The sequence below is a fragment of the Streptomyces sp. NPDC029152 genome (assembly GCF_055564355.1).
Map to the genome: position 1 here is coordinate 772416 of NZ_JBVHWR010000001.1, position 21715 is coordinate 794130.

The 21715-nt window shown below is 73.4% G+C and carries 21 protein-coding genes; 12 read left to right on the top strand and 9 right to left on the bottom strand.

Translation table 11 applies throughout. The features are described from left to right. Positions 1 to 179 precede the first annotated feature (179 nt). The 3 genes from ACZ4V6_RS03395 (at position 180) to ACZ4V6_RS03405 (ending at position 3982) form a co-directional block, all read left to right on the top strand. On the top strand, positions 180 to 1733 hold the full coding sequence (locus ACZ4V6_RS03395; RefSeq protein WP_467822062.1) for a hypothetical protein: 1554 nt from the start codon (positions 180 to 182) through the stop codon (positions 1731 to 1733). A 214-nt stretch (positions 1734 to 1947) separates the two neighbouring features. Continuing rightward, positions 1948 to 2943: a glycoside hydrolase family 11 protein gene (locus tag ACZ4V6_RS03400; protein ID WP_467822064.1), complete on the top strand. Its 996-nt coding sequence runs from the start codon at positions 1948 to 1950 to the stop codon at positions 2941 to 2943. A 34-nt stretch (positions 2944 to 2977) separates the two neighbouring features. Further along, the gene (locus ACZ4V6_RS03405; RefSeq protein WP_467822065.1) at positions 2978 to 3982 is read left to right on the top strand and encodes a polysaccharide deacetylase family protein; all 1005 of its coding nucleotides are present in this window, start codon (positions 2978 to 2980) and stop codon (positions 3980 to 3982) included. Between the two features lie 52 nt (positions 3983 to 4034). Here the strand turns inward: ACZ4V6_RS03405 and ACZ4V6_RS03410 are convergent, their stop codons facing one another. Together ACZ4V6_RS03410 and ACZ4V6_RS03415 are read right to left on the bottom strand one after the other, a co-directional pair. After that, positions 4035 to 4382 carry a MazG-like family protein gene (locus ACZ4V6_RS03410; protein WP_467822067.1) on the bottom strand — a complete coding sequence of 116 codons (348 nt, stop codon included), beginning with the start codon at positions 4380 to 4382 and terminating at the stop codon, positions 4035 to 4037. 42 nt (positions 4383 to 4424) lie between these two features. Then, positions 4425 to 4967: a DoxX family protein gene (locus ACZ4V6_RS03415; protein WP_467822069.1), complete on the bottom strand. Its 543-nt coding sequence runs from the start codon at positions 4965 to 4967 to the stop codon at positions 4425 to 4427. Between the two features lie 143 nt (positions 4968 to 5110). Here ACZ4V6_RS03415 and ACZ4V6_RS03420 point away from each other — a divergent pair, with 143 nt between their 5' ends. Both ACZ4V6_RS03420 and ACZ4V6_RS03425 read left to right on the top strand, forming a co-directional pair. Then, entirely contained in the window at positions 5111 to 5437 is a 327-nt protein-coding gene (locus ACZ4V6_RS03420; RefSeq protein ID WP_467822071.1) for a nuclear transport factor 2-like protein, read from the top strand. A gap of 71 nt (positions 5438 to 5508) precedes the next feature. Beyond that, positions 5509 to 6522, top strand: coding sequence for an aldo/keto reductase (locus ACZ4V6_RS03425; protein ID WP_467822072.1), 1014 nt, complete (start codon positions 5509 to 5511; stop codon positions 6520 to 6522). A 273-nt stretch (positions 6523 to 6795) separates the two neighbouring features. Here the strand turns inward: ACZ4V6_RS03425 and ACZ4V6_RS03430 are convergent, their stop codons facing one another. After that, complete coding sequence (locus tag ACZ4V6_RS03430) at positions 6796 to 7590, bottom strand: SDR family oxidoreductase (protein ID WP_467822073.1); 795 nt, start codon at positions 7588 to 7590, stop codon at positions 6796 to 6798. 143 nt (positions 7591 to 7733) lie between these two features. Here ACZ4V6_RS03430 and ACZ4V6_RS03435 point away from each other — a divergent pair, with 143 nt between their 5' ends. Further along, the gene (locus ACZ4V6_RS03435) at positions 7734 to 9401 is read left to right on the top strand and encodes an alkaline phosphatase D family protein (RefSeq protein ID WP_467822075.1); all 1668 of its coding nucleotides are present in this window, start codon (positions 7734 to 7736) and stop codon (positions 9399 to 9401) included. Here ACZ4V6_RS03435 and ACZ4V6_RS03440 read toward each other — a convergent pair. Continuing rightward, the gene (locus tag ACZ4V6_RS03440) at positions 9388 to 10425 is read right to left on the bottom strand and encodes a Gfo/Idh/MocA family protein (protein WP_467822077.1); all 1038 of its coding nucleotides are present in this window, start codon (positions 10423 to 10425) and stop codon (positions 9388 to 9390) included. The genes ACZ4V6_RS03435 and ACZ4V6_RS03440 overlap by 14 nt on opposite strands. 83 nt (positions 10426 to 10508) lie before the next feature. Between ACZ4V6_RS03440 and ACZ4V6_RS03445 the strand changes: the two genes are divergently transcribed. The 3 genes from ACZ4V6_RS03445 (at position 10509) to ACZ4V6_RS03455 (ending at position 14745) form a co-directional block, all read left to right on the top strand. Continuing rightward, positions 10509 to 11843 (top strand): multidrug effflux MFS transporter, encoded by a 1335-nt coding sequence (locus tag ACZ4V6_RS03445; protein ID WP_467822078.1) that lies wholly within the window; start codon positions 10509 to 10511, stop codon positions 11841 to 11843. Further along, complete coding sequence (locus tag ACZ4V6_RS03450) at positions 11795 to 12970, top strand: serine hydrolase domain-containing protein (protein ID WP_467822080.1); 1176 nt, start codon at positions 11795 to 11797, stop codon at positions 12968 to 12970. Before ACZ4V6_RS03445 ends, ACZ4V6_RS03450 begins: the two co-directional genes overlap by 49 nt. A gap of 782 nt (positions 12971 to 13752) precedes the next feature. Further along, positions 13753 to 14745: a small ribosomal subunit Rsm22 family protein gene (locus ACZ4V6_RS03455; protein ID WP_467822081.1), complete on the top strand. Its 993-nt coding sequence runs from the start codon at positions 13753 to 13755 to the stop codon at positions 14743 to 14745. Here ACZ4V6_RS03455 and ACZ4V6_RS03460 read toward each other — a convergent pair whose 3' ends face one another. Continuing rightward, positions 14746 to 14934 carry a DUF6243 family protein gene (locus ACZ4V6_RS03460; RefSeq protein ID WP_467822082.1) on the bottom strand — a complete coding sequence of 63 codons (189 nt, stop codon included), beginning with the start codon at positions 14932 to 14934 and terminating at the stop codon, positions 14746 to 14748. It abuts the gene before it with no gap. A gap of 110 nt (positions 14935 to 15044) precedes the next feature. Between ACZ4V6_RS03460 and ACZ4V6_RS03465 the strand changes: the two genes are divergently transcribed. Beyond that, positions 15045 to 15668: a TetR/AcrR family transcriptional regulator gene (locus tag ACZ4V6_RS03465; RefSeq protein ID WP_467822083.1), complete on the top strand. Its 624-nt coding sequence runs from the start codon at positions 15045 to 15047 to the stop codon at positions 15666 to 15668. 92 nt (positions 15669 to 15760) lie between these two features. Next, positions 15761 to 16492, top strand: coding sequence for a bifunctional DNA primase/polymerase (locus ACZ4V6_RS03470; RefSeq protein ID WP_467822084.1), 732 nt, complete (start codon positions 15761 to 15763; stop codon positions 16490 to 16492). A gap of 22 nt (positions 16493 to 16514) precedes the next feature. Here ACZ4V6_RS03470 and ACZ4V6_RS03475 read toward each other — a convergent pair whose 3' ends face one another. From ACZ4V6_RS03475 to efeO, 4 genes are read right to left on the bottom strand one after another with little or no spacing between them, the layout of a single operon-like run. Continuing rightward, positions 16515 to 17507: an SCO2278 family lipoprotein gene (locus ACZ4V6_RS03475; RefSeq protein ID WP_467822085.1), complete on the bottom strand. Its 993-nt coding sequence runs from the start codon at positions 17505 to 17507 to the stop codon at positions 16515 to 16517. Continuing rightward, positions 17467 to 18339: an iron uptake transporter permease EfeU gene (efeU, locus tag ACZ4V6_RS03480; protein WP_467822086.1), complete on the bottom strand. Its 873-nt coding sequence runs from the start codon at positions 18337 to 18339 to the stop codon at positions 17467 to 17469. The genes ACZ4V6_RS03475 and efeU overlap by 41 nt, the downstream gene beginning before the upstream one ends. 2 nt (positions 18340 to 18341) lie before the next feature. Continuing rightward, positions 18342 to 19595 carry an iron uptake transporter deferrochelatase/peroxidase subunit gene (gene efeB / locus ACZ4V6_RS03485; protein ID WP_467822088.1) on the bottom strand — a complete coding sequence of 418 codons (1254 nt, stop codon included), beginning with the start codon at positions 19593 to 19595 and terminating at the stop codon, positions 18342 to 18344. 15 nt (positions 19596 to 19610) lie between these two features. After that, complete coding sequence (efeO, locus tag ACZ4V6_RS03490) at positions 19611 to 20765, bottom strand: iron uptake system protein EfeO (protein WP_467822089.1); 1155 nt, start codon at positions 20763 to 20765, stop codon at positions 19611 to 19613. A gap of 304 nt (positions 20766 to 21069) precedes the next feature. Here efeO and ACZ4V6_RS03495 point away from each other — a divergent pair, with 304 nt between their 5' ends. Next, on the top strand, positions 21070 to 21714 hold the full coding sequence (locus tag ACZ4V6_RS03495; RefSeq protein WP_467822091.1) for a PhzF family phenazine biosynthesis protein: 645 nt from the start codon (positions 21070 to 21072) through the stop codon (positions 21712 to 21714). Position 21715 lies beyond the last annotated feature (1 nt).

Genomic DNA, 21715 nt, shown 5'->3' on the forward strand with positions numbered 1-21715 from the left:
CCAGGATCGTGACTTGGTGTACCAAGCAAGGTTATTGACCGGCCATCAGTTACGACAGAGCGTTCGGTGACCGGTTGTGCCGGGAGTGACAGGAGGAGGCCGGGTGTCGTCCCGCGCCCGACGTTCCGTAGTCTCCTGGCTGTTTCGCGCGTCACCCGGTGCAGGAGGAAGCAGACCGCATGGCCCCCACGCGATACGACCAGCGGGTCCGGGTGTTCGTGCAGGTCCGCGGCGGTGAGCACGACTGGCGGGAGGCCGAGGCGCGTTTCGAGGCGCACGGCTGGCCGGTGCGCGACGCGCACCCCGCGGGCCGGGGACCGCTGGGCGCGGCACTGGAACCCGATCCCGGGTCCCGCGTGTACGAGATAGAGGTCCGCCTCTTCGGCGCGGCCAGGGGCAGCGACCGGGGCGCGGCCGACCGGGTGCGCAAGGTGCTGCGCGGCGCCCGCCTCGAAGGCTACGTCCGCCGGGCCGAACCGCTGGAGCGGGACCGGGAGCTGTTCCCCCACTGGAGGATCGTCAGCACCGCCCACCGGCGTCCGGGCAGGCGGCCGGCCTGGCGACGGCACCTCGCCCGCGCCGCCACGCGGCTCGGCAGGCACGACACCGGCGGGTTCGTCGCCGGCGGACCGCGCCAGGCGCTGCGGCTGGCCCGCGCGGACGCTCCCGCCGGGGCCGCCCGCCCCGCCGTGGCCGTACGGCCGCTCGACGGACGCCGGCGTGAACCGGCCCCGTACCGGCGGGAGGAGCAGCTGGAGCGCTCGATCTACCGGCTGGTCCTGTGGACCCTGCTGGCGACGGGCGCGCTCATCCTGGCCTCGGCGGCGGTCCCCGGCGCCCCCCGGTGGATCCTGGGGGCCCTGGCGCTCTTCGGGGCGTGCGGGGCCGTCCGGTCCGGCTGGGAGATGAGCGGGGAGGGCAAGCGGTACGAGGGCGTCGTCGTCGCCGTGCTCTGCCTGCTGGTCTTCGCCGCCTTCGGGACGGGCCTCCTCAGCAGCGACGGCAAGGCGTGGTCTCCGCTGCGGACCCTCACGACCGCGGTGGTGGTCGCCGTCCTCGCGGGGCTGTGGCTCCTGGTGCGGCAGTGGACGTGGGGCGAGTGGGTCGCCTGGGCGGTTCCGCTGGCGGTGACCCTGACCGTCTCCGCGTTCGTGGCCGCCGGTTCCGTCCTCCACGCCCTGTACGCCGACGGTCTCTCGCTCAGCCCGTCGGACCTCGACGTGCCCCCGGTCTGGCAGTTCGCGGCCGCGGTGAAGCTGCTGGTGATGCTGAGCCTCGTCATGATCGTCCCCGCCTGGTGGGGGTTCGCCAAGCACCGCCACCACCGGTACGCCACCCCGGGGGACGGCACGAACATCATCCTGAACGTGTGCCTCTTCGTGGCGATGCTCGCCGGGGCCGGGCTGCAGGCGTGGAACTCCGCCGGGACGGCCGTGGACCGCACCGTCGCGGCGGCGGCGCGCGGCGAGGACCCCCCGTCGTACTTCGGCGTCGAACCGGAGTGGACCTGCGTACGGCTCGCCGTGCCGGCCGCCGAACTCTCCGGGGAGGGACCGCCGTTGGAGCCGGACAGGCCCTACCTCTCCTTCGGCGTCGCGGGGGAGACGGCGGTCCTGTGGGACCCGGCCACCCGCGAGCCGGTGAAGCTGCCGGCGAACCAGGTGTGGCTGGGACCGGCGGAGTCGGGGAACGTCACGTGTCCGGGACGGCCCGGGAATTCGAAACATTCGTAAAGCAGCCCTCTCGTTTCTGATCTATGCGGCGACTGTCTTTGCTGCGAGATGGCTCGATGATGGTGAATGGGCGTCTGAACTGGCCTTACGGTCCGGCTTCGCGATCCCCCCGTGGCCGAAGTTTTCGAAACAATCACCGAAACTATTGACGCTTGACGGGTGCAGCTCAACACTGGCGCCGTTGTCGATCCCCCCCAGGAGAGGAAGCACCGCCATGAGCGTGCTCGTCCAACCCGTGCGGCGCGGAAGTCGCGGCGTCGCGTTGTCCGTCAGAACCGCGTGGGCCGTCGCGCTGGCCGCCCTGGCCGCGCTGCTGCTGCCGGCCACCGCCCACGCCGACACGGTCGTGACCACCAACCAGACCGGCACCGACAACGGCTACTACTACTCGTTCTGGACCGACAGCCAGGGCACCGTCTCCATGAACATGGGGGCCGGCGGCCAGTACAGCACCTCGTGGCGCAACACCGGCAACTTCGTGGCCGGCAAGGGCTGGAGCAACGGCGGGCGCAGGACCGTGCAGTACTCGGGCACGTTCAACCCGTCCGGCAACGCGTACCTGGCTCTGTACGGATGGACCTCGAACCCGCTCGTCGAGTACTACATCGTCGACAACTGGGGAACCTTCCGGCCCACGGGCACCTTCATGGGCACCGTGAACAGCGACGGCGGCACCTACGACATCTACCGGACGACGCGGTACAACGCCCCGTCCGTCGAGGGCACCCGCACCTTCGACCAGTACTGGAGCGTGCGGCAGTCGAGGCGGACCGGCGGCACCATCACCACGGGCAACCACTTCGACGCGTGGTCGCGTGCCGGGATGCCGATGGGCAGCTTCAACTACTACATGATCATGGCGACCGAGGGCTACCAGAGCAGCGGCAGCTCCAGCATCAACGTCGGCGGCACGTCCGGCGGTGGCGGCGGTGGGGGCGGTGGGGGCGGCTGCACCGCGACGTTGTCGGCCGGGCAGAAGTGGGGCGACCGGTACAACCTGAACGTCTCGGTGAGCGGGGCCAGCGACTGGACGGTGACGATGAACGTGCCGTCCCCGGCGAAGGTGTTGTCCACCTGGAACGTCAGTGCCAGTTACCCGAGTTCACAGGTGCTGACCGCCAAGCCCAACGGCAGCGGCAACAGCTGGGGCGCCACCATCCAGGCCAACGGCAACTGGACCTGGCCCAGCGTCTCCTGCAGCGCGGGCTGACCCCGGACACGAGGAACGAGGAGGACCCACTCGTATGCGCACCAGACCCCGTCCGTCATGGCGTTCCCGCGTCACCGGGATGGCCGCCGCCGGGCTGACCGTCGCCGCGCTGGCCGCCGCGGGCACCGTCACCGCCGACGCCGCACCCGCCGCCGCCCCCGCACGGGCCGCCGCCTGCAACGGCTACGTCGGCCTCACCTTCGACGACGGCCCCTCCGGCACCACACAATCCCTGCTCAACGCCCTCAAGCAGAACGGGCTGCGGGCCACCATGTTCAACCAGGGCCAGTACGCGGCCCAGAACCCGTCCCTGGTCCGCGCCCAGGTCGACGCCGGCATGTGGGTCGCCAACCACAGCTACACCCATCCGCACATGACCCAGCTCGGCCAGGCCCAGATGGACGCGGAGATCTCCCGCACCCAGCAGGCCGTCGCGAACGCGGGCGGCGGCACGCCGAAGCTGTTCCGGCCGCCGTACGGCGAGACGAACTCCACGCTGCGGTCGGTCGAGGCCAAGTACGGCCTGACCGAGGTCATCTGGGACGTCGACTCGCAGGACTGGAACAACGCGAGCGCCGACGCCATCGTGCAGGCCGTGTCCCGGCTGGGCGACGGTCAGGTCATCCTCATGCACGACTGGCCCGCCAACACGCTCGCGGCGATCCCCCGCATCGCGCAGACCCTGGCGGGCAAGGGCCTGTGCTCCGGCATGATCTCCCCGGCGACCGGCCGCGCGGTCGCCCCCGACGGCGGCGGCACCGGTGGCGGTGGGGGCGGCTGCACCGCGACGTTGTCGGCCGGGCAGAAGTGGGGCGACCGGTACAACCTGAACGTCTCGGTGAGCGGGGCCGGCGACTGGACGGTGACGATGAACGTGCCGTCCCCGGCGAAGGTGTTGTCCACCTGGAACGTCAGTGCCAGTTACCCGAGTTCACAGGTGCTGACCGCCAAGCCCAACGGCAGCGGCAACAGCTGGGGCGCGACCATCCAGGCCAACGGCAACTGGACCTGGCCCACGGTCAGCTGCAGCGCGGGCTGATCCGCGCACGGGACTGTGGTGCGGCGGCCGCCCGGCCGCCGCACCACAGGCCTCAGGCCCCCGGCGGGAGCGACCGTCCCGCCACCCGGGCCAGGTGCCGCCCGAACACCTCCCGCGCCTCGGGCGTCAGCGTGCGCAGGGCCACCATCGCCGTGATCACCACGTCGCACAGTTCCGCCTCGACGTCCGCCCACGTGTGCGTGGTCCCCTTGCGCGGGTTCTGGCCCGTCGCGCCGATCACCGCCTCGGCGACCTCGCCGACCTCCTCCGACAGCTTCAGCATGCGCAGCAGCAGGCCCTCACGGCCGCCGACGGGCTGCTCCGCCTCCAGCCACTTCCACAGGGCGTCGACAGTGGTCCACGGGTCGCCGGCGGGACTGCCGCCTCGGTTGTCGCTCATGACGGGCAGCCTGCCACGGCGGACGGGGCGGTCCCCGCCGGCTCAGTCGAACAGCTTCTCCTGCTTGCCCTCCGCCGCCTTCCGTACCCGCCTGTTCCGCGCCCCCACGACCACCGTCGTGGCCGCCGCCGTCACCGCGAAGGCCGCCGGGACCATCCAGTTCCGGTTGACCGCGTGGCCCAGGGCGTGGTCCAGGGAGAGGCGGCCGGGGCCCGTGACCGCGAGGCCGGCGGCCGTCAGGCCCAGGGAGGCCGCGTACTCGTAGCCGCCGCTCTGGGCGAAGAAGCCGTTCGGGGCGTGCACCGCCGCAGCGCCCGCCATCGCGCCGGCCGCCGCCGCGCCCGCGGCCGGGGTGGCCAGGCCCAGCGCCAGCAGGAGGCCGCCGCCGGCCTCCGCGAGGCCCGCCGCGGTCGCGCTGGCCCGGCCCGGGGTGTAGCCCATGGCCTCCATGGCCTGGCCGGTCCCCTCGAGCCCCCCGCCGCCGAACCAGCCGAGCAGCTTCTGCGCGCCGTGGGCGGCCAGTACGCCTCCCGTCCCCAGACGGAGCAGCAGCAGTCCGAGGTCGCGCCGGTCGTAGCAGGTCATGTCGGCTCCTTCGGGAGAACGTGCGCTGGTGCCCCTCCTCGCGTTCCCACCGTCACACCGGCCCCGCGCCCCCGCACCCGACCGGCCCGCCGCGGGCGCCGTTCGGGTGGCGGGGGCGCGGTACCGGTGTGACGCTGGCCGGCATGACGATCCAGACCACCCGACTCAGCGACCCGGCCGTGCGGGCCTTCGTCGCCGCCGTCAACGCCCACGACCGCGAGGCCTTCCTGGCGCTGCTCGCGCCGGACGCCACCATGGCCGACGACGGCGACGACCGGGACCTCGCCCAGTGGATCGACCAGGAGATCTTCTCCTCCAACGGCCACATGGAGGTCGACAACGAGTCGAACGGCGGGCGCGCCCTCATCGCCCGCTACCGCAACGACACCTGGGGCGAGATGCGCACCCGGTGGAGCTTCACCGTGGACGACGACGGCCGCATCGCGCGGTTCGAGACCGGGCAGGCGTGACCGGGACCGCGTCCGGGGACACGTGATCGCCCTTGCCCTCGGGTGCGCTTCAACTCCTAGCGTTCCCGGACATGAACACCAACGGAATCACCACGGCCGGCACGGCCACCCGGACCCTCGGCCGCAGTGGCATCGAGGTCAGCGCGCTCGGCTTCGGCTGCTGGGCCATCGGCGGCGAGTGGCGGGACACCGCCGGGCAGCCGCTCGGCTGGGGGCGCGTCGACGACGACGAGTCCGTACGGGCGATCCGGCGCGCCCTCGACCTCGGAGTGACCTTCTTCGACACCGCCGACGTCTACGGCACCGGGCACAGCGAGCGCCTGCTCGGCCGGGCCCTCGGCAGGCGGCGCGACGACGTGGTCGTCGCCACCAAGTGGGGCAACGTCTTCGACGCGCGGACCCGCACCCTCACCGGCGCCGACGACTCGCCCGCGTACGTCCGCCGGGCGCTCACCGCGTCGCTGGAGCGCCTGGGCACCGACCACGTCGACCTCTACCAGCTGCACCTCGCCGACGCCGACCCGGAGCGTGCCGCGGAGCTCCGCGACGTCTGCGAGGAGCTCGTGGGGGAGGGGCTGGTGCGGGCGTACGCGTGGAGCACGGACGACCCCGGGCGCGCGGCCGTGTTCGCGGCCGGCGAGCACTGCGCGGCCGTGCAGCACCGGGCCAACGTGCTCCAGGACGCGCCCGAGATGATCGCCCTGTGCGAGGCCTCGGGGCTGGCGAGCGTCAACCGCAGCCCGCTCGCCATGGGGCTGCTCGGCGGCAGGCACACGGAGCGGCGGGCCCTGGCGGCCGGGGACATCCGGAGCAGGCCGCCCGCCTGGCTGCCGGGGTTCGGGGAGGGGACCGGTGCCGACCCCGAGTGGCTGGCGCGGGTCGAGGCACTGCGGGACGTCCTCACCGCGGGCGGCCGTACGCTCGCCCAGGGCGCCCTGGCCTGGCTGTGGGCCCGCAGTGACCGCACCGTGCCGATCCCCGGGTTCCGTTCCGTCGCGCAGGCCGAGGAGAACGCGGGCGCGCTGGAGAAGGGTCCGCTCACCCCCGGACAGATGGCCGAGGCCGAGCTGATCCTCCGGGGCTGACGCCACCGGGCGTCGTACGCGGCAGCCGTTCCGCCCACCGGTGCGCATCCCGCGGTCCCGCGCGGGATCCACCCCCAGCCGGTGGCCGGAACGGCTGCCGCCTCCCCCCTCGATGTGGCTCGCGGAGTTCCGGAAGGCTGACGCTCCGAGTGTGAAGCTTCGGTGAAGGAGAGTTGAGCACAAGTCCGCCACCGGCCGCAAGGGTTCGGACTGCTGAATTCCGGTTGTATGGGTCGCCGACGGGCCGTCAAGGCGCCTGTCCACGCGGTCCGTTCAGCCGCGCCCCACGTACGGCATCGTCGTCGCCATGACCGTCGCGAACTGCACGTTCGCCTCCAGCGGCAGCTCCGCCATGTGCCGCACCGTGCGCGCCACGTCGGCGACGTCCATCACCGGCTCGGGCGCCACCTCCCCGTTGGCCTGGAGCGCCCCGGTCTGCATGCCGGCCGTCATGTCGGTCGCCGCGTTGCCGATGTCGATCTGGCCGACCGCGATGCCGTAGGGCCGGCCGTCCAGGGACAGCGACTTGGTCAGGCCCGTCAGCGCGTGCTTGGTCGCGGTGTACGCCACCGAGTGCGGACGCGGCGTGTGCGCGGAGATCGAGCCGTTGTTGATGATCCGGCCGCCCTGCGGGCTCTGCTCCTTCATCTGCCGGTACGCCGCCTGCGCGCACAGGAACGCCCCGTCGAGGTTGGTGGCCACCACGTGCCGCCACGCGTCGTAGGACAGTTCCTCGACCGGCACGCCGCCCGGACCGAACGTCCCGGCGTTGTTGAACAGCAGGTCCAGCCGCCCGAACCGGTCGCGTACGGCGGCGAACAGGGCGGCCACGTCCTCGGGCCGCGACACGTCGGTCGGTACGGCGAGCGCGGTGCCGCCGGGGACGAGCGCGGCCGTCTCCTCCAGGGTCCCGGCGCGGCGGCCGGCCAGGACCAGCCTCCAGCCCGCGCGCAGCAGTTCGGCGGCGACCGCGCGGCCGATGCCGGAACCGGCACCCGTGACCACGGCGACCCTCTCCCGGCCGGTCATGTCGTACGTCCCCTCGTCAGCGGTTCTCACGGTGTTCATGAGGCCGCAGCGTACGCGTGGGGGACCGGCCGCCGATCATGCGGAACTCATCCGTCCGACACAAGCCCGCCATGTCCGCGCCAAGGCGGCGTCGTCCCCGGCCATTCGAATGCCCCCTGCACCCACCGCAAGGGGAGGAACGGATGACACCCGCGAACCACCAGGCTTCCGACCGTGCCCAGGCCGGCCCGGCCACGCACGCGCCCGAACTCCGCGCCGCCGCCCGCCACCTGGGCCGCCGCCGCTTCCTGACCGTCACCGGCGCCGCCGCGGCGCTCGCCTTCTCCGTCAACCTGCCCGCCGCCGGCACCGCGAGCGCCGCCGGACTCGACCCCGCCCGGCTCACCGGCGACCCCTTCACGCTCGGCGTCGCCTCGGGCGACCCGCTGCCGGACTCCGTCCTGCTGTGGACGCGCCTGGCCCCCGCGCCGTACCAGGCCGACAGCGGACTGCCCGCCAAACGCGTCGACGTCGGCTGGGAACTCGCCCTCGACGAACGCTTCCGCCGCGTCGTCAGACGGGGCACCGCCACCGCCCACCCCGAGTTCCACCACACCGTCCACGTCGAGGTCGACCACCTCGCCCCGGGCCACGTCTACTACTACCGCTTCCGCGCCGGCCGCTTCGTCAGCCCCGTCGGCCGCACCCGCACCGCGCCCCCGGCCCGCAGCCGGGCCGCCGAGCTCACCTTCGGCCTGGTCTCCTGCCAGCGCTACGACCAGGGCTACTACACGGCGTACCGCCACCTCGCCGAGGAGGACGTGGACGTCGTCTTCCACCTCGGCGACTACCTCTACGAGTACGCCGTCAACTCCGCCGGCGGCTCCCGCGCCTACCCGGCCGGCACCCTGCCCGACCTGTTCGACCACGAGACGGTGACGCTGGAGGACTACCGCCTGCGGTACGCCCTCTACAAGTCCGACCCCGACCTGCGGGCCGCGCACGCCGCGCACCCCTTCGTCGTCACCTGGGACGACCACGAGACCGAGAACAACTACGCGGGCGACACCCCGGAGAACAGCGTCCCGCCGGAGGAGTTCCTGCTGCGCCGGGCCGCCGCCTACCGCGCCTACTGGGAGAACATGCCGCTGCGGCGCCCGCAGCTGCCCGAGGGCCCGGACCTGAAGCTGTACCGCCGTCTGCACTGGGGCCGGCTCGCCCAGTTCGACGTGCTCGACACCCGCCAGTACCGCTCCGACCAGGCCTACGGCGACGGCTGGCAGTACCCCGGCCCCGAGTCCGAGGACCCGGGCCGCACCCTGACCGGCGACGCCCAGGAACGCTGGCTGATCAACGGCTGGCACCGGTCGGACGCCGTGTGGAACGTGGTGCCCCAGCAGGTCACCTTCTCCCAGCGGTACAACTCCACCACCACGCCCTCCAAGGTCTCCATGGACTCCTGGGACGGCTACCCGGCCTCCCGCGAACGGATCCTGGCCGGCGCGCAGGCCGCCGGTGTCGAGAACCTGATGGTCCTCACCGGCGACGTGCACGTGCACTACGGCTTCGACATCAAGCGCGACTTCTCCGACCCGGACTCCCGGACCCTGGGCACGGAGATCGTCACGTCCTCGATCACCAGCGGCGGCAACGGTTCCGAGAAGCCGTCCAACTGGAACACCTACCTGGCCGCCAACCCGCACCTGCGGTTCTACAACGGGCTGCGCGGCTACGCGACGGTGTCGCTGGGCCGGGAGCTGGCGCGCGCCGACTTCAAGACGGTGTCCCACGTGACCACCGAGGGCGCGCCGCTCACGACCGCCGCCTCCTTCGTGACGGAGGTGGGCGAGCAGGGGCTCAAACCGGCGTGACCTCGCGCTCCGCGGCCACCTCGCCGGGGTGCTCGCCCGGGTAGCGGACGCCGACGCGGTCCCGGATCGCGTCGAGCGTCCGCATCACGGCGAGGGTGCCGTCGAGCGGAACTAGCGGCGATTGGGTCTCACCGGCCCGCAGTGCGCGCATCACCTCCCGCGCCTCGTGCTTGAGGCTGGCCCGGGGGCCGTCGGCCGGGTCGGCCGTGAACTCCTCGGGGTCGCGGCCGTCCCGGTGCAGCACGAAGCGCTCCGGGAAGAAGAAGCCGTCGGGGACGTCGACGCGGCCCCGCGAACCGGTGACCGACGCGGCGTTGGGGGTACCGCCGGTGATGGAGCAGTGCACCGAGGCGAGAGCGCCGCTGTCGTAGGAGAGCAGCGCACCCGTCTGGAGGTCGACGCCCTCCGGCGAGAGCACCGCCCGCGCCGTCACGTCCGACGGCTCACCGAGCAGCAGGTGCGCGAACGACACCGGGTACACGCCCAGGTCGAGCAGCGCGCCGCCGCCCTGCGCCGGGTCCCGCAGCCGGTGCGCGGGAGGGAACGGGCCCGCCAGTCCGAAGTCCGCCTGAACGCTGCGGACCTCACCGATCGCGCCGCCGTCGACCAGCGCCTTCAGCCGCCTCACCAGCGGATTGCAGTACATCCACATCGCTTCCATCAGGAAGGCCCCGCGCTCGCGGGCGAGGGCGACCAGTTCCTCCGCCTCGCGCGCGTTCAGCGTGAACGGCTTCTCGCACAGCACGTTGCGGCCCGCCTCCAGACAGAGGCCGGCGGCGGCCCGGTGCGCCGCGTGCGGGGTGGCGACGTACACCACGTCGACGTCCTCGTCCCGGGCCAGCGACTCCCAGTCGCCGTACGCCCGCGGTATCCCGAACCGCTCCGCGAACGCCTTCGCCGAGGCCTCGGTCCGCGAGGCGACCGCCACGACCTCCGCGTCCGGCAGGTCGACCAGATCCGCCGTGAACGTCGCCGCCATTCCGCCGGTCGCCAGAATCCCCCAGCGCACCTTCTGCTCGGTCACCGTGCCCCACCCTCGCTCGCGTTCAGACAAGTCCGTACGAGCTGAGAGCATAGGTGCCGGATCTGTCGAAGAGGGAGGGGCACATGCCCGAGCGCGGGCCGTCCATACCGCACGCGTCACCACCGGACACCACACAGCCCGACACGCCCCGGGCGGCCGGGCCGGACACGGAACCGGCCGTCCGTCCGCCGCGCGGCACCCGCCGCACCAGTCTGCTCGTCACGCTCGTCCTCGGCGGTCTGACCGCCACCCCGCCGCTGGCGATGGACATGTACCTCCCCGCGCTGCCGGAGGTCACCGAGTCCCTGCACGCGCCGGCCGCGACCGTCCAGCTCACGCTCACCGCCTGCCTGGCCGGCATGGCCCTCGGACAGCTCGTCGTCGGGCCGATGAGCGACAAGTGGGGCCGCCGCCGTCCGCTGCTGACCGGCCTCGCCGTCTACGTCGTCGCCACCGCGCTGTGCGCGCTCGCGCCCACCGTCGAGCTGCTGGTCGCCTTCCGGCTGGCACAGGGCCTCGCGGGGGCCGCCGCCATCGTCATCGCGCGGGCCGTCGTGCGCGACCTGTACGACGGCGTGGCCATGGCCCGCTTCTTCTCCACCCTCATGCTGATCTCCGGCGTCGCCCCGGTCGTCGCACCGCTCATCGGCGGGCAGATCCTGCGGGTGACGGACTGGCGGGGCGTGTTCGTCCTGCTCACCGTGGTCGGGGCGCTGCTGGGCGGGGTCGTGTGGGCCAAGCTGCCCGAGACCCTGCCGGAGGCCGAACGGCACGCCGGCGGGATCGGCGACACCCTCCGCTCGATGCGCGGCCTGCTCGCCGACCGGGCCTTCACCGGGTACATGCTCGCCGGTGGCTTCGCCTTCGCCTCGCTGTTCGCCTACATCTCGGCCTCCCCGTTCGTCGTCCAGGAGATCTACGGCGCCTCCCCGCAGACCTTCAGCCTGCTGTTCGGGCTCAACTCGGTCGGCCTGGTCGTCGCCGGACAGATCAACGGCAAGGTCCTCGTCGGGCGGGTCGCCCTGGACCGGGTGCTGTGCATCGGCCTCCTCGTCGTCATCGCCGCCGCCACCGCCCTGCTCCTGATGTCCCTCGGCGTCTTCGGCGAGGTCGGGCTCGCGCCGATCGCCGCCGCGCTGTTCGTGCTGATGTCCGCGATGGGCATCAGCCTGCCCAACACCCAGGCGCTCGCCCTGATGCGGGTCGAGCGGTCCGCCGGCTCCGCCTCCGCGCTGCTCGGCACGTCCTCCTTCCTCATCGGCGCCATCGCCTCCCCGCTGGTCGGGATCGCCGGGAAGGACACCGCCGTGCCGATGGCCGTCGTCCAACTGGGGGCGGCGCTGCTGGCGTTGGCCTTCTTCCTGGGCATGTGCCGCCCCTCGGCCGGGCGTACGACCGCGGAGGGGGCGGAGAGCTGAGCGCTCCGAGACTGCGCCACGGCACCCCGGAACGGGCCGGACTCGACCCCGGGCAGCTCCGCCGTGCCGTGGAGGACGTGCACGCCCTCACCGCCGGAGAGCGGCCCTGGGCGGCGGGCGCCGTCGTGGCCGTGGGCCGCGGGCCCGTGCTCGCCGTCGAGGAGGCGGCGGGCTGGGCCGTGCGGTACGCGTCCTACGATCCGCGCACCGACACCGGCGTGGAGCTGCCCGCCGGCTCCCGCGTGCCGGTGACCGTCGGCACGCCCTTCGACCTGGCGTCCCTGACCAAGCTGTTCACCGCGGTCGCCGCCGTGCAGCAGATCGAACGCGGCACGCTCGGCATCGACGCGGAGGTGGGTGCGTACCTGCCCGACTTCCGCGGGGCCGCCGCGCACGGCGTCACCGTGCGGCAGCTGCTCACGCACACCTCCGGACTGCGGCCCGAACTGCCGCTGTACGACTGCGCCGACGGCGAGGAGCGGCTGCGGCGGCTGCGCGCCGAACCGCCGGTGGGGGTGCCCGGCACGTACTGCTACTCCGACCTGAACATGCTGCTCCTGCAGAAGGTGCTGGAGCGCGTCAGCGGGCGCGGCCTCGACGTCCTCGTGCGCGACGGGATCACCCGGCCGCTGGGCATGACGGCGACGCGCTTCGGGCCGTGTCCCGGCGCGGCGGCGACGGAGGACCAGCGGCGGCCGTGGGCCAAGGCGGACCGGGGCATGCTGCGGGGCGTCGTCCACGACGAGAACGCCTGGGCACTGGGCGGGGTGGCCGGACACGCGGGGCTGTTCTCGACCGGCCGGGACCTCGCGGTCTTCTGCCGGGCGCTGCTCGCGGGCGGCGCGTACGGGCCCGCGCGCATCCTCGGCCCCGACTTCGTGGAGCTGCTCCTCGCCGAGCCGGGGCTCGGCTTCGCCCTGGACCAGCCGTGGTTCATGGGGGAGCTGGCGGGGCGCGGGGCGGCGGGGCACACCGGGTTCACGGGCACGATGCTGGTCCTGGACCGCGCGACGGACACGTTCGCGGTCCTGCTCGCCAACACGGTGCACCCGCGGCGCCGGCCACCGGACAACGGGCCGCGGGCGGCGCTGGGGACGCGGGTGGCCAGGGCGGTGCGGGCGATCTGACCGCGTGCGGAGCGCGGGTGCCTGCGGGGGCCTCCGGCGGTGGCGCGGGGTGCCTGCGGCGGCCTGTGCGGGTGTGGTGGGGGTGCGGGGGTGCCTGCGGCGGCCTGTGCGGGTGTGGTGGGGGTGCGGGGGTGCCTGCGGCGGCCTGTGCGGGTGTGGTGGGGGTGCGGGGGTGCCTGCGGCGGCCTGTGCGGCTCCGGTGGGGGTGCGGGGGTGCCTGCGGCGGCCTGTGCGGCTCCGGTGGGGGTGCGGGGGTGCCTGCGGCGGCCCGTACGGCTTTGGTGGGGGTGCGCGTAGCGCGGTGCGTGGTCTTGTGGGTCGGGGCCGCGCCGGGGGGTGTCCGTCCTCGGAACGGCGCGGAATCGGGTACTGACCAGCAGGCGGGGCGTTGACGCGCCAACCGCTGCGGGCGGACACCCCCCGACACGTCCCCTTCCCGCCGTACGCGGCTCCCCCGCCGTCGCGCCACGCCGCCCGGCTGCGGGCAGCCGCCATACGCCGCTGTAGCTGCGGGCAGTCGCCATACGCCGCCGTCCCGGCTGCGGGCAGTCGCCGTGCCGCCGCCGCTGCGGGCAGTCGTGCCTCCCCCAGTGCCTGAACGGCCTGGGCGGTACCCCCAGGGCGGCACGGATGGGCGGTGGGGGTCCCCCCGCTCGAGCGAAGCCGAGAGTGGGGGAGGCACCCCGAAAGCGCCGGGCCACGCGGCCCACCCCGCGTCCACACCCACGCCGGGCACCTTGGGGCGCCGGGTCACGTGACCCGGCGCCCCGTAGAATCCCCGGGTGAACGCCCCCGCCACCCCCGCCGACACCCTGCGTACCGCCCTCGCCGACCTCGTCGACGGGCTCCCGCCCCGCCAGGCCGCGCAGGCCGTCGAGCGACTGATCGCCAACTACCGCGGGGCCACTCCGACCGACGCCCCGATCCTGCGGGACCGCGCGGACGTCGTCGCGTACGCCGCGTACCGCATGCCGGCGACCTTCGCCGCCGTGCGGTCGGCGCTCGCGGCGTTCGCGGACGCCGTGCCCGACTGGGCGCCCGCGAGCCACGTGGACGTGGGCGGCGGGACCGGCGCGGCGACCTGGGCCGTCAGCGACACCTGGGGCGGCGCCCGCCCCGTGACCGTGCTCGACTGGGCCGAGCCCGCGCTCGCCCTCGGCAAGGAGATCGCCGCCGCCCACCCGGCCCTGCGCGACACCCGCTGGCAGCGCTCCCGGATCGGAGCGGCGCTCACCGTCGAGAACACCGACCTCGTCACCGTCTCCTACGTCCTCAACGAACTGACCGCCCCCGACCGCGCCGCCCTCGTCGACGCCGCGGCCGGCGCCGCCCGGGCCGTCGTGATCGTGGAGGCGGGCACCCCCGACGGCTACGCCCGGGTCATCGAGGCCCGGCAGCGGCTGATCGCCGCCGGTTTCCACGTCGCCGCGCCCTGCCCGCACAGCGCCGCCTGCCCCATCGCCCCCGGCACGGACTGGTGCCACTTCGCGGCGCGGGTCAGCCGTTCCTCCCTGCACCGCCAGGTCAAGGGCGGCTCCCTCGCCTACGAGGACGAGAAGTTCAGCTACGTCGCCGCCGCCCGCTTCCCGGTCGCCCCCGCCCCCTCCCGCGTGGTCCGGCGCCCGCAGATCCGCAAGGGGCAGGTCCTGCTCGACCTGTGCGAGACCGACGAGCAGCTCCGCCGCCGGACGGTCACCAAGCGCCACGGCGACCTGTACAAGGCGGCCCGCGACGCGGACTGGGGCGATCCGTGGCCCCCGGCGGCGGAGCGCTAGTCAGGACTCCTTCCGGGCCGCCTCCTCCCGTTTCTCCTGGAGCCTGCGCAGCAGCTCCCGCTTCTGGGCCCGCGCGTCCGGCGCGCCGCCGATCCGGTCGCCCCGGCCGCCGCCGCGCAGGGCCTTGCGGCCGAGGTTGCGGCGCGCGCCGCCCACGCCCAGCATGTCTCCGGCTCCGCCTCGGGTCATCGGAGGCTCACTTCCCTTCACTCCAAAGCGACGAGACGGTTCGTCTCGTTTCAGTGCTGTCCTCACTGTCGGGCGAGACGCTCCGTCTTGTCAACTGGTAAATTCGGGCCATGGCCACCCAGAAACCCACCCAGGTCCCCGACGCCACGCGCCGCAGCACCAGGTCCCGCCGGGCCATCTACGACGCCGCCCTCGCGCTCGTCGCCGAGGTCGGCTACCCCAGGACCACCATCGAGGGCATCGCCGCCCGCGCCGGCGTCGGCAAGCAGACCATCTACCGCTGGTGGTCCTCGAAGGCCGACGTCCTGCTGGAGGCCTTCCTCGACCTCGGCGACCAGTCCGCGCGGGCGGCGGGTCAGGAGACGTACGCCATCCCGGACACCGGCGACCTCGCCGCCGACCTCAAGGCCGTGCTGCGCGCCACCGTCGACGAACTCACCGACCCGAGGTTCGAGGCGCCCTCGCGCGCCCTCGCCGCGGAGGGCGTCGTCAACGAGCAGCTCGGCCGGGAGTTCGTCACCAAGCTCCTGGAGCCGTCGCTCCAGCTCTACGTCGACCGGCTGCGCGCCGCCCAGGACGCCGGCCAGGTCCGGCCGGAGGTCGATCCGCGCATCGCCCTCGAACTCTTCGTCTCCCCGCTCGCCCAGCGCTGGCTGCAGCGCACGGCCCCGTTCGACCACGACTACACCGACACGCTCGTCGACTACGCGCTGTACGGCCTCGCTCCCCGCTGACCAGTGAGGTTTGTCCCTTCCCGGCCCTTCGCGCGCCGAATGGTGGGAGCATGGGGCATGCTGGTGCGCACGACGGCGAGGCGAGGGGATAGATGAGCGCGGACTTCGGTGGCCGGCCCGGCCTGCGGGACAAACTCTCCGAGTGGCTGCGCAAGGGCCGCCCGAAGGAGGCCGCCGGCGACGGCGGCCGGGAGTCCCTGCTGCTCGCCGCCGCCGCCGCGGGGCTGCCGCTGGCGCCCGCCGCCCACCCCGTCGGCTACCGCTGTTCCTGCGACCGCGTCGGCTGTCCCACCCCTGCCCGGCACCCGGTGTCCTTCGCCTGGCAGACGCAGTCCACCACCGACCGGTCGCAGGTCGAGCGCTGGGCCCGGCACCAGCCGGAGGCGAACTTCATCACCGCGACCGGCATGGTGCACGACGTCCTCGACGTGCCCCTGGAGGCGGGCCGCGAGACGCTGCGGAGGCTGCTCGACGCGGGCGTCGAGGTCGGGCCCGTGGCCGAGAGCGACGACGGCCGCATGCTGTTCTTCACCCTCACCCGCGGCACCCCCGAGCAGGAGGACGAGTGGTGGCCGTGCGAGCTGGACTGCCACCCCGAGACCATGGACGAGCACCCCGGCCTGCGCTGGCACTGCCGCGGCTCCTACGTGCTCGTACCGCCCGCCCGGCTGCCCGGTGAGGACCGGACGGTGCACTGGGTGCGCGGCCCCGAGCACCCGCTGCCCGACCCGCTGACCCTGCTGGAGACCCTCACCGACGCCTGCGCCCGGCACGTCGGCGAGGAGAGCGACCCCGCCGGCACCGCCTGGCCGCTGCGCCGCTGAGCGCGGGCCGGCCGCGAGGGCGCTACTCGCCCTTCGCCGACGTCATGCCCTGGATCCGGCCCAGGACGGACACCCGGCCGCTCCCCGCCGGGTCCAGCGCGACCTCGTTGGAGACGAACTCCATCGTCAGCGACTGCTTGATCTCGCCGTCCGTCAGCGCCAGCACGTCCTTGTTCGGCGTGGGCACGGAGGTGCCCTGCGCGGCGGTCTGCTTCTCGAAGTGGCGCGTGGTGAAGAACACCAGCGCCCCGCCGTCCTTCGTGCGCAGCGCCAACGGCGCGTAGTCGCCGTTCGTCAGCGGCTCGTCGATGTACTGGGTGACCAGCCCCGGCCTGACCGCCCGCTTCTCGCGCAGCTCCCGCCACGCGCTGGTGTGCGCGCCGTCCGCGAAGGTCTTCCCGCCGTCCTCGAGGTACGTCGCGTAGTCCTCGCTCAGTCCGGCGGGCACGGCGGCCAGTTCGGTGGAGTTCGCGGGGACGGCCTCGGCCCAGCCGTCCTCGTCGGTCTTGAACTCGGGCACGTCACCGGGGGAGACCAGCGTCAGGTACGCGGCCTGCCAGGTCTCCTCCAGGCCGTTGCGGGTGAACACCAGCAGCCAGCGCGCCTCACCGCCCTTGTTGGCCCTGGTGTCTGCGACGAACCAGCGGGGCCAGCCCGCCTTCTTCGGGATCGTGAACTTCGCGTCCGTCAGCTCCAGCGGCGTGTGCGAGGGATTGCCGCCCGGGTTGTTGGTCCGGCCCGCCTTCAGCCGCGCCGAGTCGATGGCGGCGAGGGCGCCGGTGGTGTGTCCGGCGTCCAGGGAACCGTCGTAGGCCTTGTCGGCCTCGTTGTAGGCGTCCGTGAACTGTTCGAGCGCCTTCGCGGCCTCGGCCCGGGTGGTCGCGGGGAGCACCTCGCGTTCGCCGTGCACCACCACGCAGCCGCTCGCCGACAACGACAAGGCGGTCACCGAGGCCGCCATGAGAACGCTCCGGTCAAGCCTGCGGGGCCTTCGAGGGCCGCGATCCCTGCTCATCAGGTTCCTTCACCTTCCCCTTCCCGGAGGCGAACCCTACCGGGGCGAGGAACAGCGCGAGCGCCGGGACCAGGTACAGCAGCCACACCGTGACCTGGAGGACGGTCGGGTCGGGCTGGAAGTTGAACACGCCCTTCAGCAGGGTGCCGTACCAGCTCGACGGATCGACGGTGCTGCTGATGTCGAAGGCCAGGTTCGTCAGGCCCGGCAGCAGGTCGGCCTCCTGGAGGTCGTGCACGCCGTACGCCAGCACGCCCGCGGCCACGACGACCAGCATGCCGCCGGTCCAGGTGAAGAACTTGGCCAGGTTGATGCGGAGCGCGCCCTTGTAGAACAGCCAGCCGAGCAGCACCGCCGTCGCCAGGCCCAGGGCCACGCCGATCAGCGGGCGCGGGGTGCCGTCGCTCGCCGCGTGCACCGACGCCCACACGAACAGGGCGGTCTCCAGGCCCTCCCGGCCGACCGCGAGGAAGGCGGTGGCCACCAGCGCGCCCGTGCCCATCCGCAGGGCCGCGTCCAGCTTGCCGTGCAGTTCCGACTTCAGGTGACGGGCGGTGCGCCGCATCCAGAACACCATCCACGTCACCAGCACGACCGCGACGATCGACAGCGAGCCGCCGAGGGCCTCCTGCGCCTTGAACGTCAGCTCCTGCGAACCGAACTCGAGGACGCAGCCGAAGCCGAGCGCGATGACGACCGCGACGCCGATGCCGGCCCAGATGGGCTTCAGGGCGTCCCGGCGGCCCGTCTTGACCAGGTAGGCGATGAGGATGCAGACGACGAGGGAGGCCTCCAGGCCCTCGCGCAGTCCGATCAGGTAGTTGGAGAACACGGTTACGCCTCCCTGGCGAACAGCGTGCTGCCCCACCAGTCGTCCGCGTCACGGACGCCGGGCGGGATCGCGAAGACCGCCGAACCCACGTGCTGGATGTATTCGTTGAGCGCGTCCGTCGCCAGATTGCGCTGGACGCGGATGAAGCCGGTGCGCACGTCGCGCTGGTAGGCGAGGAAGAACAGACCCGCGTCCAGGCGGCCCAGGCCGTCGGTGCCGTCGGTGAACGAGTAGCCGCGGCGCAGGATCGTCGCCCCGCCGTTGGCGTCGGGGTGCGCGAGCCGGACGTGCGCGTCGGGCTTCATCGCCTTCAGGAACGGCTCGTCGCGCTCCTTGGCCTTGCCGACCGGGGCGCCCTCGCCCTTGTCGCGGCCGAAGACGTCCTCCTGCTCCTGGAGCGAGGTGCGGTCCCAGGTCTCGATGTGCATGCGGATGCGCCGGGCGACCAGGTAGGAGCCGCCGGTCATCCAGTCCGGGCCGTCCTTCGCGCCGACCCACACGTGCTTGTCCAGGCGCTCGGTCTCCGTGCCCGAGATGTTGCGGGTGCCGTCCTTGAAGCCGAACAGGTTGCGCGGGGTCTGCGCGTTTGCCGTCGTCGAGGACGTCTTGCCGAAGCCCAGCTGGGACCAGCGCACGACGACCTTGCCGAAGCCGATGCGGGCCAGCTGGCGGATCGCGTGCACGGCGACCTGCGGGTCGTCCGCGCAGGCCTGGACGCACAGGTCGCCGCCGCTGCGGTTCCTGTCGAGGTTGTCGCCGGGGAACTTCGGCAGGTCGACCAGCGCCTCGGGGCGCCGGCCGGCGAGACCGAACTTCCCGAACAGGGAGGGCCCGAAGCCGACGGTGAGCGTCAGCCGGGACGGTTTGAGGCCCAGCGCCTCGCCGGTGTCGTCCGGCGGGGCCTCGGCCAGCCCGCCGTAGGCGCCCTCGCCGACCGGCTGTCCGGCGGTCATCCTCCGGGCCGCGGCCGTCCAGTCCTTCAGCAGCTGGACGAACTCGGCGCGGTCGTCGGTGGTCACGTCGAACGCCGCGAAGTGCAGCCGGTCCTGCACCGGGGTGGCGATGCCCGCCTGGTGCGCCCCGTGGAAGCCGACCGCGCCGCCCGCGTCGGCACCGGCCGGGTCCGCGTCGTCTCCGGCGCGGGCCATCGCCATCGCGCCGCCCGCCGCGGCGGCGCCGAGGGCGAGCCCCGCGCCGCCCCAGCCGATCAGCGCCCGGCGGGAGGGAGCCTGCGCCCTGCCGTCCGTGTCCGTCATCGTCGTCCCCCGGCGCTACTTGCCGACCACGGCGGCGGCGAGCTTGGACAGCGGCTCGGCCAGCGCGTTGACGGCGTCCGACAGTTCCTTGCGGCTCGCCTCGCCGACCTTGTCGTAGGAGGTGAACTCGTACGACGTCGGGCCCGGCCGGTACTGGTCGAGCAGCTCGTCCAGGGCGGCGAAGCGCTTGTCGAGGTCCGCCGTCAGGGCCGCGTCGTTCTCCTTCGCGACCGGCTTCAGCAGCTCGTACGACTTCCGGGCGCCCTCGACGTTGGCCTTGAAGTCGACCAGGTCGGTGTGCGAGTAGCGCTCCTCCTCGCCGGTGACCTTGCCGGTGGCGACCTCGTCGAGGAGTTCCTTGGCGCCGTTGGCCATGGACGTCGGGGTGATGTCGGCGGTGCCGACGCGGTTCTGCCAGTCCTTCAGGTCGGTGACCAGCATGCCGGCGAGCTCCTTCTCGCGGTCGCCGATCTTCCCGTCCTGCCACAGCGCCTTCTCCAGGCGGTGCCAGCCGGTCCAGTCGGTCGCCGGGTCCTGGCCGTCCTCCAGGCCGTCCTCGCGGACGTCGACCTTCGGGTCGATGTCGCCGAAGGACTCCGCGACCGGCTCGGTGCGCTCCCAGCCGATGCGGGAGGGCGCGTACGCCTTCTTCGCGGCCTGGAGGTCACCGGCCCGGACGGCCTTCGCGAACGCCTCGGCCTTCGGCAGGGTCTCGTCGGCCTGCTGCTGCACGTACTGGCGGTAGGCGGCCACGGCCCCGTCCAGGCGCGGGTCGCGCTCGGCGGCCTTGCCGCCGGTGGCCTTGACGTCCTGGCGGATGCCCTTGCCCTTCATGCCCGGCTTGCAGGCGATCCGGTAGTCGCCGGCCTTCACCTCGGCGGTGACCCGCTGCCTGGTGCCGGGGCCGATGTTCTCCCGCTCGGTGACCACGCGGTCGTCGGGGAAGAGGAGGTAGACCTCCGTGACCTTGGACCCCTTGTTCTCGATGGCGAGTTCGACGTGCCCGGCCGGGAACTCCTTCGCCGACACCTCGCACGCGTCGTCCGTCGCCGTGACGGTGACGACGTGGTCGCCGTCGGCCGAACCGCCCTTCTCGGCGCATCCCGTCACGGCGGTCAGGGCGGCCGCGGTGGCGACGGCGGTGACGACGGAGAGTCTGGCGGCTCGCATGCGGGCTCCAAGGATGGCCGAAAGTACGCGTGACGGACCTCATAGGGAAGGTGAGGCTCGCCTAACGTACCTAAGGTTTTCCTAAGCGGAACCCGGCGAGACGGTGATCCGAATCTCATGGACGGTGTATGGGCACGGAGCGGTCACGGTGGCTCAAAGACGTGCTCATAGGGGAGTCAAAGGAACGTCAAGGGCGGCGCCCCGGGGCCGCCCCCGTGTCCCCGGGTGCGACCGGCCCTCCCCGCCCGGTCTCCCCGCCCGGCCTTCGCGACGGGTCCGGCCCCGGCGGTGCTTGAATGCCCCGGTGACTGACTACGACGTACTGCGCGTCTTCTGCGCGCCGAACGGCGGATACGGCAACGAGCTCGGCGTCGTCCGGGACGGCTCCGTGCTGCCCGGACGGGGCGAGCGGCAGGAGTTCGCCGCCGGGACCGGCTTCAGCGAGACGGTGTTCGTGGACGACCCCGAGCGCGGCGTCGTCGACATCTACACGCCCACCCTGCGCCTGCCGTTCGCCGGCCACCCCTGCGTCGGCACGGCCTGGCTCCTGGACGTGCCCGAACTCGTCACCCCGGCCGGGGTGGTGGGCGCCCGGCAGGACGGCGAGTTCAGCTGGATCGAGGCCCGCCCCGAGTGGGCGCCGCCCCGCACGCTGCGCCGGTACGCCTCCGTCGCCGAGGTCGACGCGCTGCCGGTGCCCCCGAAGGGGGAGTGGATCTACGCCTGGGCCTGGGAGGACGAGGCGGCGGGCCGCGTCCGGGCCCGGGCCTTCCCGGGCCGCGACGACGGCATCGACGAGGACGAGGCGACCGGGGCCGCGGCGCTGCTGCTGACCGAGCGGCTGGGCCGCGCCCTCAACATCACGCAGGGCGCCGGTTCGCAGATCCTCACGGCGCCCCAGCCCGAGGGATGGATCGAGGTCGGGGGACGGGTGCGCCTGGAGCGGTGAC